Source organism: Aquamicrobium sp., assembly GCF_023954335.1.
Lineage (GTDB): Bacteria > Pseudomonadota > Alphaproteobacteria > Rhizobiales > Rhizobiaceae > Aerobium.
Genome location: NZ_JAMLIE010000001.1, coordinates 1,769,427 through 1,781,764 on the forward strand (window position 1 = coordinate 1,769,427; position 12,338 = coordinate 1,781,764).

A 12,338-nucleotide genomic window follows, 5' to 3' on the forward strand; every position below is an offset into this window, starting at 1 on the left:
TTTTCTGGATTTTCAGCCGCGCAGGGCCTACTTCGGAAGGGATGGACAATCCCTCTCGCCATTTTTCGGACAGCCCCCCTCGTTCCGGAGACCGCCGATGCGCATGACGCTCCACACCGACTACGCGCTCCGCATGCTGATCTACCTCGCCAGCCGGCCCGGCAGGATCTGCACGGTGAGCGAGGTGGCCGATGCCTATCGTCTGTCGCGCAACCACCTGCTGAAAGTGGCGCTGCGGCTGCGCCGCATGGGTTTCATCGACACGACGCGCGGGCGAGCCGGCGGCATCCGCCTGGCGAAGAACCCGTCCGAGATCAATCTCGGCGTGCTGGTGCGGGGAACGGAGGAGGATTTCTCCCTCGTCGAATGCATGCAAGGGACCGGGGGCTCCTGCGTGATCTCGCCGATCTGCCGGCTCAAGGGAATTTTCGGCGAGGCGCTGGAAGCCTATCTCGCCGTGCTCGACCGCTACACGCTCGCCGACGCCACGCGCAACCACGCGGGGCTGAAGATCCTCCTCGGTCTCGATGCCGAGGCCGCGTGAGGCGAGGGCGATGCCGTCTTTTCCGGCCGGCGGTGTGGCGCGGGCGGCGCTGTCGCCTATATTGAAAGAGGAACGCTCAGGGAGGCGATAGCGCATGCTCCGCAGGAAGGACCGCACGGGCAAGACGGGCGGGGGAAAGGCATTTTCCCGGATTCCCGCGCTGCTGCGCGGCGTCAAGCCCGACATCTCCCTGTCCTTCATGCCTGACGGCGGCGACACGCTGATCGCGTCCTACAACGTCCACAAGGGCATCGGCTTCGACCGCCGCTTCGATCCCGCCCGCATCATTTCCGTGATCCGCGAGATGAACGCCGACGTCATCGCGCTCCAGGAGGCGAGCGGCCGCTTCGGCGCGCGCGAGAGTCTGCTGGACCTCGATCGGCTCGAGCACGAATGCGGGCTGGTGCCGGCTCCGGTGAGCGGCATGGACGGCCAGCACGGCTGGCACGGCAACCTGATCCTGCTGCGCGAAGGGACGGTGACGTCGGCGCGCCAGCTCACCTTGCCGGGCGTCGAGCCGCGCGGGGCGCTGGTCATGGACCTGACGCTGAAGACGGGCCCGCTGCGCATCATCGCCGCGCATCTCGGCCTCCTGCGCAACTCGCGCGCCAAGCAGGTGGAGACGCTGCTCGGCGAGGCGCAGGCGCATGACGAGCGGCCGACCCTCTTGATGGGCGACCTGAACGAATGGCGGCTGGGCCGCCGCTCGGCGCTGAACGGCCTCGCGCCCGAGTTCGGCCCGCTGCATGCCACGCTGCCGAGCTTTCCATCGCGCTTTCCCGTGCTTGCCCTCGACAGGGTGCTGGGCAGGCCGCACGATCTCATCTGCGGCGTCGAGCTGCACGACACGCCGCTCGCCCGCGTCGCCTCCGATCACTTGCCGATCAAGGCCTCGATCAGGCTCGGCGAGGCGGCCGCGCCCGGCGACGACGAGAGCGCCGCGGCATAGCGCATGCCTCCCGAAGCGGGAACCCGGTGTCGGGAGACAGGCATGAGGACAGGCAACCGAACGAGCGAGAGGAGAACGAGATGGCGATTTCAGGGGCCCAGTGCCGCGCCGGCCGCGCGCTGGCCGAGCTGTCGCGCGACATGCTGGCGAAGCTGGCGAAGGTCGACGCCGTGGCTATCGAGCATTTCGAGCGCAAGCTGGGCAAGCCCGACGCTGCCACGGTCGACGCGATCGGGGCGGTGCTGGAGGCGGCGGGCATCGTCTTCATTCCCGAAAACGGCGGCGGCGTCGGCGTGCGGCTGAAATTCACCGCCTCGGAAGCGAAGCGCATCGCCACGCTCGAGAACGAGGGCGGCAATGTCGGCCTCGACGACGTCCAGCAATAAAGGGGAAGCCTGCCCGGCCTATGGCCGTTATTTCCCGGTGCTTTCGTAGAGGGTGTCGAGATAGCTTTCGAGGAAGCGCCGCCGCTCGCGCCGCGCCGCTTCCTGCCCGCTGTCGTAGCCGGCCATGGCGCGCTGGCCTTCGCGGAAGGCGTCGAACGCCTCCCGCGCCACCGGCAGGACGATCCGGTGCGAGACGGAATTGATCACCGCCTGCCACACCGCCGTCGTCAGGATGTACTCGACCTGGCGCGGGTTGCCGCCGGCCGCCTTCGCGGCCTCGCGCGCGTGTTCCAGCATGTCCCGCCCGTCCGCGCCGCCGGCCTGCCCGGCGGCGCGCAGGCGCACGACGCTGGCGTAGAAGCGGGCCAGCGCCGCGTTCTCCTCGTCGCCCGCGGCCCGCGCCTCCGCCTCGCTGGCGGCGAACGCCTTCTCCACCTCGGCGAGATCGGCGCTGCGCATCAGGAGCGCGGCGCGCTGCACCAGCAGCGAATAGCGGTCGAGGGGCGTTGCGACATAATCCTGCGCGACGTCGAGCGCGGCCGCGCCAAGCGCGTCGTCGCCGATGTCGAGCGCGCTTTCGGCGAGGCGGATGAAGATGGTCCAGACAAGGTACCTGCCGCCGTCGCCGGCGAGCCCTTCGCGAAATGCCGGCCGCGAGCGGCCGTCCCACGGCTCCTGCGCGATCAGATCGACCGCTTCGCGCAGCATCGCGACCGCCTCGCGGTTGCGGTTCTCGACGGCGTAGGCGACGCCGGTCAGCTGGCGGCTCCACGCGTTGACCGTCCTGACCGCGCCGGGTTCCAGCCCCGCCCCCTCGGGCAGGACCGCGCGCGCGGCGAGCATGATCGCCTTCGCGGTGTCGTAGGCACTGAGCGCCTGCTCGGCCTGCTGTAACAGGTCGAGCGCGCTCTGGAGTGCCGAAGGCATGTCGCCGCCGGACCCCGATCCTTCCAGCCGCGCCCATTCGCGCGCTTCCGTTTCGAGCTCTTCGCGCGCTTGTTCTCCGAAGCGCTCTCCGAGCCACAGCGCGGCGATAGTCGCCGTCTCGACGGCCTCGCCGTAGCGGCCGAGATCGGCGAGCGCATAGGCGCGAGAGACGAGAAGCGCGTTCTTCACCTCGTCGTCCTCCTGCTCCGGGGCGACTGCCAGCACCAGCCCCTGATCGGCAAGCTGGAGCGCGAAGGCGGGGTCGTTCTGGTTGCGCACCAGATCTGAGTAAACCGCGAAGACGAGCGCGAAGGAGGGATCGAGCTTGCCGTTGTGCGGCGCTTCGCGCAGCGCGACGCTGAAGATCGAACGCGATTCCTCGTAGTCCGCCTTTTCCTTGAAGGCGAGGAAGGCGCGCTCGATAACCTCGTAAGGATCGACATGGTGGGCATGGGCTGTCGGGGCAAGCAATGCCACGCAACCGAGCAGCACGGTGCAAAAGCGTTTCATGCGCCTTCCCCGACGACGACGAAGGGAGCCCACGAGGCGGGATGCGCAAGCGACGGGTCGCTCGTGTCGTCCATAAGCGCCAGCATCGCCCGGCGCAGCGCCTCCGAGCGGCCGGCGCCGTCGCCGAGCGCGGCCATGGCGTCGGCGGTCAGCCGCGCGGCCGCGTCGTCGCGCACTGGCCAGTGCGAGACGAGGATCGAGCGCGCGCCGGCATAGAGGAAGGCGCGGGCGAGGCCGGAAAGGCCTTCCGCGCCCGGCTTGCCGTCGCTGCCGGCGGTGTTGCAGGCCGACAGCAGCACCCAGTCGGCCGAGAGCTTCAGGCCTGCGACCTCCGAGGCGGTGAGCAGCCCGTCATCCTCGGGGGTGGCGATGTCCGGCGGGGTCATCACCAGCGCAGGTTCCGCGAGGCCCGGCAGCTCGCCCGAAAGCAGGCCATGGGTGGCGAAGGCGATGACGGCGGTGGAGGAGAGGTCGATGGTCTTGACCGCCGCCTCGCTCGCCGCCGCGCCGAGGAAGAGGCTGTCGGCTTCCGCGCCGAGCGTCTGCGCCAGCCGGGTGAGCTCCGGCCCGGTCTGCGGCAGGGCGGGCAGGGCGCGCACGGTGGCGACATCGGCGAGCGCGCCGCGGAAGAAGCTTTCCGCCGGCGCGGAGGCGACGACGGCCTCGCCCGCGCCGAGGCCGATCAGCGGCGCGCCGAAGCCGCGGAACGGCTCGCGCGCGGCAATGTCCTCTTGCCCCTTCTGCCCGCGCACGACTGCGAGGCTTTCCACCGAGGGCAGGGTGGTGAAGGCGAGGCGGCGGGCGAGCCACGCGGTGCCGCGCATGGCCTCGGGGTCGGTGTCCGCGCCCTCCGGCCGCTGCGAGACGAGGACGGAGAGCGGCAGGCTGGCGAGCGGCCCGTCCGCCACCACGAAGACGTGGCGCTTGCCGGCGAGCACGGGCTCTACCGGCTCCACGAGCTGGGTGTAGAGGAAATAGGCGTTCATCCGGTCGAAGGCGGCGATGCGCGGCTTGTCCATGCCCTCGACGAGGGTGATCGCGCCGCGGCTGACGCTGGCGGGATCGAGGGCCTTGCGCAGCGCGGCGATCTCCTCGCCGAGCCAGTCGGACCACATCGGCGCGCGATGCCAGGCGGCACCGTCGCGGCCGATCGCCCAGACATGGGTGCCCGCGGTGCCGGGCAGGAAGAACAGCAGCGCCTCGTCGTCCTTCAGCAGCGCCTGCACGTCTGCGACCGTCAGCGGCTGCGGCTCGGCGAGCTCCGCGTAGCGCGGGAAGTCGGCGGCCAGCTTCGCATCGAGCGTCGCGACCTCGGCGCGCAGCGAATCGATCTCGCCGCGCAGGGCGACCTGCGCCGGGCCGGCGGCGGCATGGAGAAGCTCGACCTCCTTGCGGGCGAGCAGCTCGAGGACGTCCTGCCGCTGGCGGATCAGCGCGGCAAGCTCCGGCGAGCCGCCGGCCGTGCGCAGGCCGAGCTGGCGCAACGCCTTGCCGGCCGAGGAAAGATAGGCCCATTGCGCGGCCTCGAACGCCTCGTCGATGGCCGGCCGTTCCGTTGCGGCCGCGCCCGCCGTCATCGCAAGCACCAGACACGCGGCGCGCAGCAGCGCCGTCAACCCGCCGGATCGCGCCATACGCGACATCTCCCAAACCCCAAGCCGGATCGGTTGTGAGCCGCGATTGTGACGATATGGCGGAACGATGCGCAAGCCGTTCCGGCAGAAAAGCGGGCACGGGCCATATTCACCTTGATCGCACGCGCCGATCTTCATTAGGGATGAGGGGATCATTCGTGCCGAAGGACCCGCCCATGAGCATCAACGTCGCCCGGATCGGGCTTGCCCGCGACTTGAGCGAGCGCGCGCGTGCCGGTAGGCCGGTGCGCATCGGCCTGATCGGCTGCGGCGAGATGGGGACCGACATCGTCACCCGCGTCGCGCATATGGAGGGCGTCGTGGTCGGCGTCATCGCCGAGCGCGATCCCCAGCGCGCCCTGAAGGCCGCTTCCATCGCCTATGGTGAGGACGGCCATGCGCACGAGGCGGGCACGGCCCCGGCGATCGACGCCGCGATGGAGGCGGGCAAGATCGCCGTGACCGGCGATGCCGGCCACGTCATCGGCAGCGGACTGGTCGACGTCGTCGTCGACGCGACCGGCGTGCCGGCGGTCGGTGCCGAGATCGGCCTCGCCGCGATGGAGAACGGCAAGCATCTCGTGATGATGAACGTCGAGGCGGACGTGACCATCGGCGCGTATCTGAAGAGCGAGGCGGAGCGGCTCGGCGTCGTCTATTCGCTCGGCGCGGGCGACGAGCCCTCGGCCTGCATGGAGCTGATCGAGTTCGTCTCGGCCATGGGCCACCCCATCGTCGCCGCCGGCAAGGGCAAGAACAACCCGCTCAACGTCGACGCCACGCCCCCCGCCTACGAGGAGGAGGCCGCGCGGCGCAACATGAACGTGCGCATGCTGGTCGAGTTCGTCGACGGGTCGAAGACCATGGTCGAGATGGCGGCCATCGCCAACGCCACCGGCCTTGTTCCCGACAAGGCGGGCATGCACGGGCCGGCGGCGACGCTTCCCGAATTGTCGAGCGTGCTGGTGCCGGAGCGCGACGGCGGCGTGCTCGCGCGCGTCGGGGTCGTCGACTACACCGTCGGCAAGGGCGTCGCGCCGGGCGTCTTCGTCGTTGCCGACATGTCGCATCCGCGCATCCGCGAGCGCATGGAAGACCTGAAGATGGGCAAGGGCCCGTATTTCACCTTCCACCGCCCCTATCACCTGACCTCGCTCGAGGTGCCGCTGACCTGCGCCCGTGTCGTCCTTCACGGCAAGGCCGACATGGTGCCGCTGTCGAAGCCGGTGGCCGATGTCTGCGCGCTGGCCAAGAAGGACCTGAAGCCCGGCGACCGACTCGACGCCATCGGCGAATATTGCTACCGCGCCTGGATCATGGGGGCGGGAGAGGCGCGCGCTGCCCGCGCCATTCCCTGCGGCCTGTTGCAGGGCGGCACCGTCACCGCGCCGATCGCCAGTGGCGAGCTCATCACCTACGCCAACGCCGCGCCCGCGCCGGGGTCGAAGATCGCCGAGCTGCGCGCCCGGCAGGACCGGCTGGTCTGGGGCAAGGCGGCGGTTTAGATGCGACGCGCGGGTATTGTCACGCGCCGTTCATAGAGGCGATGCAGGGAGAGAACCGGAGGCGGCCGTTCGGGCCACCCCGGAAAAGGGATGCAGTCAGGAGGCATCATGAAGATTTTTGTGAACACGCTCGCGGCCGGGCAGCTTGCGCTGGCGCTTCTCGCCGGCGCGGCCCATGCCGGCACGCTGACGCTCTACACCTCGCAGCCCGAGGCCGACGCGACCAAGACGGTCGAGGCTTTCAAGGCGGCCAATCCCGGCGTCGAGGTCGAAATCTTCCGCTCGGGAACGTCCGACCTCCTGACCAAGCTCGCCGCCGAGTTCGCGGCCGGCGCGCCGCAGCCCGACGTGCTCTTGATCGCCGACGCCGTCAGCATGGAGCTGCTGAAGAAGGACAACAGGTTGCTCGCCTATCCGGAAGCGGATGTCGAGGGGCTGGCGCAGGACAGCTACGACGCGGAGCGCACCTATTTCGGCTCGAAGCTGATCACCACCGGCATCGCCTACAACACGGCGGCGGCCGAGAAGCCGGAAAGCTGGGCCGACCTCGCCAAGCCCGCCTACAAGGACGGGGTGGTGATGCCGAGCCCGCTCTATTCGGGCGCGGCCGCCTACATGATGTCGGGCATCGCGCTCGATCCGGCGCTCGGCTGGGACTTCTACACAGGCCTCAAGGACAACGGCACTATCGCCGTGCGCGGCAACGGCGCGGTGCTGAAGGCCGTGGCCGGCGGCGAGAAGCCCTATGGCGTGCTGGTCGATTTCATGGCGCTCAACGCGAAGGCTGAAGGCTCGCCCATCGAGTTCGTCTTCCCGGCCGAGGGCGTGAGCGCCGTGACCGAGCCGGTCGCCATCCTTTCGAGCGCGAAGAACCCCGAGGACGGCCGGCGCTTCGTCGATTTCATCCTGTCCGACGACGGCCAGAAGCTGGCGCGCGACATGGGCTACCTGCCCGCGAAGGCGTCGGCCGGCCGGCCCGACTGGCTGCCCGAGGGCGTCGAGATCAAGTTGATGCCGGTCGATATCGAGGCCGTGACCGAGCGCATCGAGGCCGACAAGGCCGGCTTCGCCGAGCTGTTCGGCGGCTGAGTCGGCGCGCGGGGCGGAACGGCATTTGGCGTCGCAGGCGGAACTGAGGAGCGGCCGGAGCCAGGAGATGGCTCTGGCGGCGGCGGTCGCGGTGGCGATCGCCGTCTTTTCACTTCTGCCGATGCTGCGGTTGCTGCGCGAGACGGTGGCGCCGGCGGGCGGCCTGTCCTTCGCCGTCATCGAGGCGGGGCTGGCGAGCCGGTCGACATGGGTCGCGACCGTCAACTCGCTTGTCGTCGGCGTCGGCGGCACGGTGCTGGCGGTGGCGCTCGGCACGCTGGTCGCCCTCGTCGTGACGCTGACAGACATGCGCGGGCGCGGCGCGTTCATCCTGTGCTTCGTCATGCCGCTGATGATCGCGCCGCAGGTGACGGCGCTGGCCTGGCTCCAGCTTTTCGGGCCGGCGAGCCCTTTCCTCAAGCTGATCGGCCTCGCGCCGCCGATGGGAAGCCGCAACCCGCTCTATTCGCCGGGCGGCATCGTGCTCTTGCTCGGCGTGCAATATGCGCCGCTGGTGTTCCTCCTGGTGCGCGCCGGCCTGCGCCGTCTGCCGCGCGAGCTGGTCGAGGCGGCGCGGGCGGCCGGAGCCGGCCCCTTCACCGTGGCGCGCACGATCATCCTGCCGCTGATGACGCCGTCGATCATGGCCGCCGCCGCGCTCGCCTTCGTCTCCTGCGTCGGCAATTTCGGCATTCCCGCCTTTCTGGGCATCCCGGCCAACTATCTCGTGCTGCCGACGCTGATCTACCAGCGGCTGGCCGCCGGCGGGCCGGCCGCGCTCGGCGAGGCGGCGTTCCTCTCGGTGCTGATCGGCGTCATCGCCATGGCCGGCATCGTCGCGCAGGAGCGGATGAGCCGCCGGCGCGACTATCGCACCTTCGCCGCCTCGCTGGCGAGCGAGCCCTATGCGCTCGGCCGCTGGCGCGTGGCCGTCGAGGCGACGATGTGGGCGTTGATCGCGGTGATCCTCGTCCTGCCGCTCACCGGCCTCTTGCTGTCGTCGCTCGTCCCGGCCTATGGCGTCCCGCTTTCCGCCTCTACAGTGACGCTCGACAACTACCGCTTCGTCATGGTCGAGCATGCCGCCTCGCGGCGCGCCTTCGCCAACAGCCTCGGCCTGTCGCTGTCGGCCGCCGTCTTCGCCGTCTTCGCGGCGCTGCCCATCGCCTATTTCGTCGCCTGGGGCCGGCAGGGCTGGGTGCGGCTCGTCAACCTCTCCATCGAGCTGCCCTACGCGCTGCCGGGCGTGGTGCTGGCGATCGCCGCGCTGCTGCTGTTCCTCAAGCCGCTGCCGCTGACGGGCCTGCACATCTACAACACGGTCTGGATCATCCTCTACGCCTATCTCGCGCGCTTCCTCGTCCTTGCCGTGCGCCCGACCGTGAGCGGGCTGCACCAGATCGACCGGGCGCTGGAGGAGGCGGCGCAGGTGGCGGGGGCCGGCCTGTTCGCGCGGCTGCGCGGCATCGTCTTTCCGCTGGTCGCGCCGGCGGCGATGGCCGGCGGGCTGCTGATCTTCATGACCGCCTTCGGCGAGTTGACGGTCTCGGCGCTTTTGTGGTCTTCCGGCGCGGAGACGATCGGGGTGGTGATGTTCTCCTTCGAGCAGGGCGGCGATTCGAAATATGCGGCGGCGATCTCGGCGCTGACCGTGGCGCTGACCTTCGCGCTGATGGTGGCGACCAACCTCGCTGCCCGGCGGCTGCCGCGCGGAGTGCTGCCATGGCGCGACTGAAGCTTTCCGGCGTCACCAGAACCTTCTCCGGCGTCGACGCGGTGGCCGACGTGTCGCTCGACGTCGCCGACGGCGAGTTCCTCGCCGTGCTCGGCCCCTCGGGCTGCGGCAAGACCACGCTGCTGCGCCTGATCGCCGGCTTCGAGCGGCCGGACGCGGGCGAGATCGCCATCGGCGGCGCCGTCGTTTCTGGCGCCGGCGTCATGATCTCGCCGGAGAAGCGCCGCGTCGGCCTCGTGTTCCAGAACTACGCGCTGTGGCCGCACATGACCGTGGCGCAGAATGTCGGTTACGCGCTCAAGGTGGCGAAGGTCGCACGCGAGGAGGCGGCGCGCCGTGTGGCGGATGCGCTGGCGCTCGTCGATCTGGCCGGCTTCGGCGAGCGCTATCCGGCCAGCCTTTCCGGCGGCCAGCGCCAGCGCGTGGCGCTGGCGCGCTGCCTCGTCGCCGCGCCCTCGCTCGTCCTGTTCGACGAGCCGCTGGCCAATCTCGACGTCCATCTGCGCGCCGCGATGGAGGAGGAGTTCGCCGCCTTCCACCGCCGCACCGGCACGACCATGGTCTACATCACCCACGACCAGGCCGAGGCGATGGCGCTCGCCGACCGCATCGCCGTGATGGACGGCGGCAGGCTGGTGCAGGTCGCGGACCCGCGCACGCTCTATCGCGAGCCGGCGACGGCGATGGTCGCCTCCTTCATCTCGCAGGGGATGGTGCTGCCGGTGACGGTGTCGGGCGCGGAGGAGGCCGGCCTTTGCCGCGTCGAGGCGCTGGGGCAGGAGGCGCTGGTGCGCTGCCGGCCGGGCGAGGTGGCGCGGAAAACGGGCCTGATCTGCTGCCGCGCCGCCGATATCGGGCCGGCCGCGGCCGGTGGGCCGGGGATAGACGGCACGGTCAGGCGCGCCGTCTACAAGGGCGGGGCGACGCGGGTCGAGGTCGCGCCGCTCGCCGATCCGTCGCTGGTTCTGCGCTTTGATGCCAATGAAGCCGCATCCTTCGAGCCGGGCGCACCTGTGCGCGTGCGCATCCGCTCCGGCTGGCTGATCCCCGCTGCCTGAAGCGTCAGGAAACCGCCTTCACCCCTTCGAGAATCAGCGTCGTCGCGATGTCGGCATAGTCCTCGCGGGTGATCGGGCCGTTGGGCCGGAACCACATATAGACCCAGTTCATCATCCCGAAGAGCGACATGGTGACGGGCATCAGCAGCGGCCGGTCCTTGTCGAGGTTCGGGTTGATCTCGCGGATGATGTTCGAGAACATGCGCACGATGCTGCGCTCGATCGCCTGAAGCTCGGCGACCTGCTCCGGCGCCAGCGTGCCGACGCCGTTGAGCTGCACCTTGTGCTGGTCGTCGGCGTCGCGGTAGTTGTCCAGCACCTGCCGCACCAGAAGCCGCAGGCGCACGTCCGGCGGCTGGTCGGGACGGTCGGCGGCGCGGATGTCGGCCTCGAGCCGCGCCAGATGGGTGCGCACGATGTCGAAGATCAGCGCATCCTTGCCCGGATAGTAGTGGTAGAGCAGGGCCTTGGAGACGCCGCTGCGCGAGGCGATCTGCGACATGGACGCCTTGTCCATGCCGAGCTCGGCAAAGACCGCCGCCGCGTTCTTGAGGATCGCGTGCTGCTTTTCCTCGAAATCGACTGCTCTCGTGCGTGCCATTCGTGCCCGTCTCCCGCCATGCCGGCCCCGACCGGACCGGCATGCGTTTCTAGTCTTTCGGTCGCTAGTCTTTCGGTCGATTGTCGACCACGCGTTTGGCCTTGCCTTCGGAGCGCGGGACCGAGCCGGGATCGCGGATCGCGATCTTCGTGCTGACGCCCACGACGCTCTTGATGTGATGGGCCAGTTCCCGCGCCGAGGCGGCGCGCGTGGCGTCGTCGGCGGCGTCCGGCGCGCATTCGACATGGACCGTCATGTCGTCCATGCGCCCGGTGCGCGTGAGTTCTATCTGGAAATGCGGCGCAAGACCACGGCATTTGAGGATCTGCTCCTCGATCTGCGTCGGGAAGACGTTGACGCCGCGCAGGATCATCATGTCGTCGGAACGGCCGGTGATCTTCTCGATGCGCCGCATCGAGCGCGCCGTGCCGGGCATCAGCCGCGTCAGGTCACGCGTGCGGTAGCGGATGATCGGCAGCGCCTCCTTGGTCAGCGAGGTGAAGACCAGCTCGCCCGGCTCGCCGTCCGCCACCGGCTCGCCGGTCTCGGGGTCGATGATCTCGGGATAGAAATGGTCCTCCCAGACGTGGAGGCCGTCCTTGGTCTCGACGCATTCGTTGGCGACGCCGGGGCCCATCACCTCGGACAGGCCGTAGATGTCGACCGCGTGCATGTCGAAGGCGGCCTCGATCTCCTCGCGCATCGAGTTCGTCCACGGCTCGGCGCCGAAGATGCCGACGGCGAGCGAGCTCTTGCGCGGGTCGAGGCCCTGGCGGCGGAATTCGTCGAGGATGGACAGCATGTAGGAGGGCGTCACCATGATGATGCGCGGCTTCAGGTCCACCATCAGCGAGATCTGGCGCTCGGTCATGCCGCCCGAGACGGGGATGACGGTGCAGCCGAGCTTTTCCGCGCCGTAATGCGCGCCGAGCCCGCCGGTGAACAGGCCGTAGCCGTAGGAGACGTGGACGATGTCGCCCGGCCGCCCGCCCGCGGCGCGGATCGAGCGCGCGACCACGGTCGCCCAGGTGTCGATATCCTTTTGCGTGTAGCCGACGACGGTCGGCTTGCCGGTGGTGCCGGACGAGGCATGGACGCGCGCAACCTTCTCGCGCGGCACGGCGAACATGCCGAACGGATAGGTTTCGCGCAAATCCGCCTTGGTGGTGAGCGGGAACTTCGCGAGATCCGACAGCGACTTCAGGTCGGACGGGTGGACGCCGTGCGCGTCGAAGCGGGCGCGGTAGAAGGGCGAATTGTCATAGGCATGGCCGAGCGACCATTTCAGGCGCTCGAGCTGGAGCGCGGTGATCTCGTCGCGCGAGGCGGTCTCGATCGGCTCCAGATCGCCGGGGCGGGGCGAAAGATCTTCCATGTCGGTGTTTCCTCCGGAACAGTCT

General features: G+C 69.6%; 11 protein-coding genes. 7 read left to right on the forward strand and 4 right to left on the reverse strand.

Annotated elements, in window-relative coordinates; genetic code table 11:
* The first annotated feature begins 97 nt into the window (after positions 1 to 97).
* The 3 genes from M9945_RS08825 to M9945_RS08835 all read left to right on the forward strand — a co-directional run bounded on the left by M9945_RS08825 (position 98) and on the right by M9945_RS08835 (position 1,879).
* Positions 98 to 544 carry an Rrf2 family transcriptional regulator gene (locus tag M9945_RS08825; protein ID WP_367931472.1) on the forward strand — a complete coding sequence of 149 codons (447 nt, stop codon included), beginning with the start codon at positions 98 to 100 and terminating at the stop codon, positions 542 to 544.
* Positions 545 to 743: 199 nt separating this feature from the next.
* On the forward strand, positions 744 to 1,493 hold the full coding sequence (locus M9945_RS08830) for an endonuclease/exonuclease/phosphatase family protein (protein ID WP_367931479.1): 750 nt from the start codon (positions 744 to 746) through the stop codon (positions 1,491 to 1,493).
* Positions 1,494 to 1,573: 80 nt separating this feature from the next.
* Positions 1,574 to 1,879: an XRE family transcriptional regulator gene (locus M9945_RS08835; protein WP_367944200.1), complete on the forward strand. Its 306-nt coding sequence runs from the start codon at positions 1,574 to 1,576 to the stop codon at positions 1,877 to 1,879.
* A gap of 27 nt (positions 1,880 to 1,906) precedes the next feature.
* Here the strand turns inward: M9945_RS08835 and M9945_RS08840 are convergent, their stop codons facing one another.
* Together M9945_RS08840 and M9945_RS08845 are read right to left on the reverse strand one after the other, a co-directional pair.
* The gene (locus M9945_RS08840; RefSeq protein ID WP_367944201.1) at positions 1,907 to 3,316 is read right to left on the reverse strand and encodes a hypothetical protein; all 1,410 of its coding nucleotides are present in this window, start codon (positions 3,314 to 3,316) and stop codon (positions 1,907 to 1,909) included.
* The gene (locus M9945_RS08845; protein ID WP_367944202.1) at positions 3,313 to 4,950 is read right to left on the reverse strand and encodes a CHAT domain-containing protein; all 1,638 of its coding nucleotides are present in this window, start codon (positions 4,948 to 4,950) and stop codon (positions 3,313 to 3,315) included. Before M9945_RS08845 ends, M9945_RS08840 begins: the two co-directional genes overlap by 4 nt.
* 176 nt (positions 4,951 to 5,126) lie before the next feature.
* Here M9945_RS08845 and M9945_RS08850 point away from each other — a divergent pair, with 176 nt between their 5' ends.
* The 4 genes from M9945_RS08850 (at position 5,127) to M9945_RS08865 (ending at position 10,337) form a co-directional block, all read left to right on the forward strand.
* Entirely contained in the window at positions 5,127 to 6,455 is a 1,329-nt protein-coding gene (locus tag M9945_RS08850) for an NAD(P)H-dependent oxidoreductase (protein ID WP_367944203.1), read from the forward strand.
* A gap of 108 nt (positions 6,456 to 6,563) precedes the next feature.
* Positions 6,564 to 7,544 carry an ABC transporter substrate-binding protein gene (locus tag M9945_RS08855; protein WP_367944204.1) on the forward strand — a complete coding sequence of 327 codons (981 nt, stop codon included), beginning with the start codon at positions 6,564 to 6,566 and terminating at the stop codon, positions 7,542 to 7,544.
* 67 nt (positions 7,545 to 7,611) lie between these two features.
* Complete coding sequence (locus tag M9945_RS08860; RefSeq protein WP_367944205.1) at positions 7,612 to 9,279, forward strand: ABC transporter permease; 1,668 nt, start codon at positions 7,612 to 7,614, stop codon at positions 9,277 to 9,279.
* Complete coding sequence (locus tag M9945_RS08865) at positions 9,267 to 10,337, forward strand: ABC transporter ATP-binding protein (protein WP_367944206.1); 1,071 nt, start codon at positions 9,267 to 9,269, stop codon at positions 10,335 to 10,337. The genes M9945_RS08860 and M9945_RS08865 overlap by 13 nt, the downstream gene beginning before the upstream one ends.
* Positions 10,338 to 10,341: 4 nt before the next feature.
* On the opposite strand, the gene M9945_RS08870 is transcribed toward M9945_RS08865, so the two are convergent.
* The gene (locus tag M9945_RS08870) at positions 10,342 to 10,938 is read right to left on the reverse strand and encodes a TetR/AcrR family transcriptional regulator (RefSeq protein WP_367931159.1); all 597 of its coding nucleotides are present in this window, start codon (positions 10,936 to 10,938) and stop codon (positions 10,342 to 10,344) included.
* Between the two features lie 64 nt (positions 10,939 to 11,002).
* Positions 11,003 to 12,313 (reverse strand): phenylacetate--CoA ligase PaaK, encoded by a 1,311-nt coding sequence (gene paaK, locus M9945_RS08875; protein WP_367944207.1) that lies wholly within the window; start codon positions 12,311 to 12,313, stop codon positions 11,003 to 11,005.
* Between the last annotated feature and the right edge of the window lie 25 nt (positions 12,314 to 12,338).

What these genes read in the sequence shown, in the direction of transcription:
- M9945_RS08845 (WP_367944202.1), bottom strand. Translation starts at nt 4,950, where the DNA reads ATGGCGCGATCCGGCGGGTTGACGGCGCTGCTGCGCGCCGCGTGTCTG.
- M9945_RS08855 (WP_367944204.1), top strand. Translation starts at nt 6,564, where the DNA reads ATGAAGATTTTTGTGAACACGCTCGCGGCCGGGCAGCTTGCGCTGGCG.
- M9945_RS08870 (WP_367931159.1), bottom strand. Translation starts at nt 10,938, where the DNA reads ATGGCACGCACGAGAGCAGTCGATTTCGAGGAAAAGCAGCACGCGATC.
- M9945_RS08830 (WP_367931479.1), top strand. Translation starts at nt 744, where the DNA reads ATGCCTGACGGCGGCGACACGCTGATCGCGTCCTACAACGTCCACAAG.
- M9945_RS08835 (WP_367944200.1), top strand. Translation starts at nt 1,574, where the DNA reads ATGGCGATTTCAGGGGCCCAGTGCCGCGCCGGCCGCGCGCTGGCCGAG.
- paaK (WP_367944207.1), bottom strand. Translation starts at nt 12,313, where the DNA reads ATGGAAGATCTTTCGCCCCGCCCCGGCGATCTGGAGCCGATCGAGACC.
- M9945_RS08825 (WP_367931472.1), top strand. Translation starts at nt 98, where the DNA reads ATGCGCATGACGCTCCACACCGACTACGCGCTCCGCATGCTGATCTAC.
- M9945_RS08850 (WP_367944203.1), top strand. Translation starts at nt 5,127, where the DNA reads ATGAGCATCAACGTCGCCCGGATCGGGCTTGCCCGCGACTTGAGCGAG.
- M9945_RS08865 (WP_367944206.1), top strand. Translation starts at nt 9,267, where the DNA reads ATGGCGCGACTGAAGCTTTCCGGCGTCACCAGAACCTTCTCCGGCGTC.
- M9945_RS08840 (WP_367944201.1), bottom strand. Translation starts at nt 3,316, where the DNA reads ATGAAACGCTTTTGCACCGTGCTGCTCGGTTGCGTGGCATTGCTTGCC.
- M9945_RS08860 (WP_367944205.1), top strand. Translation starts at nt 7,612, where the DNA reads ATGGCTCTGGCGGCGGCGGTCGCGGTGGCGATCGCCGTCTTTTCACTT.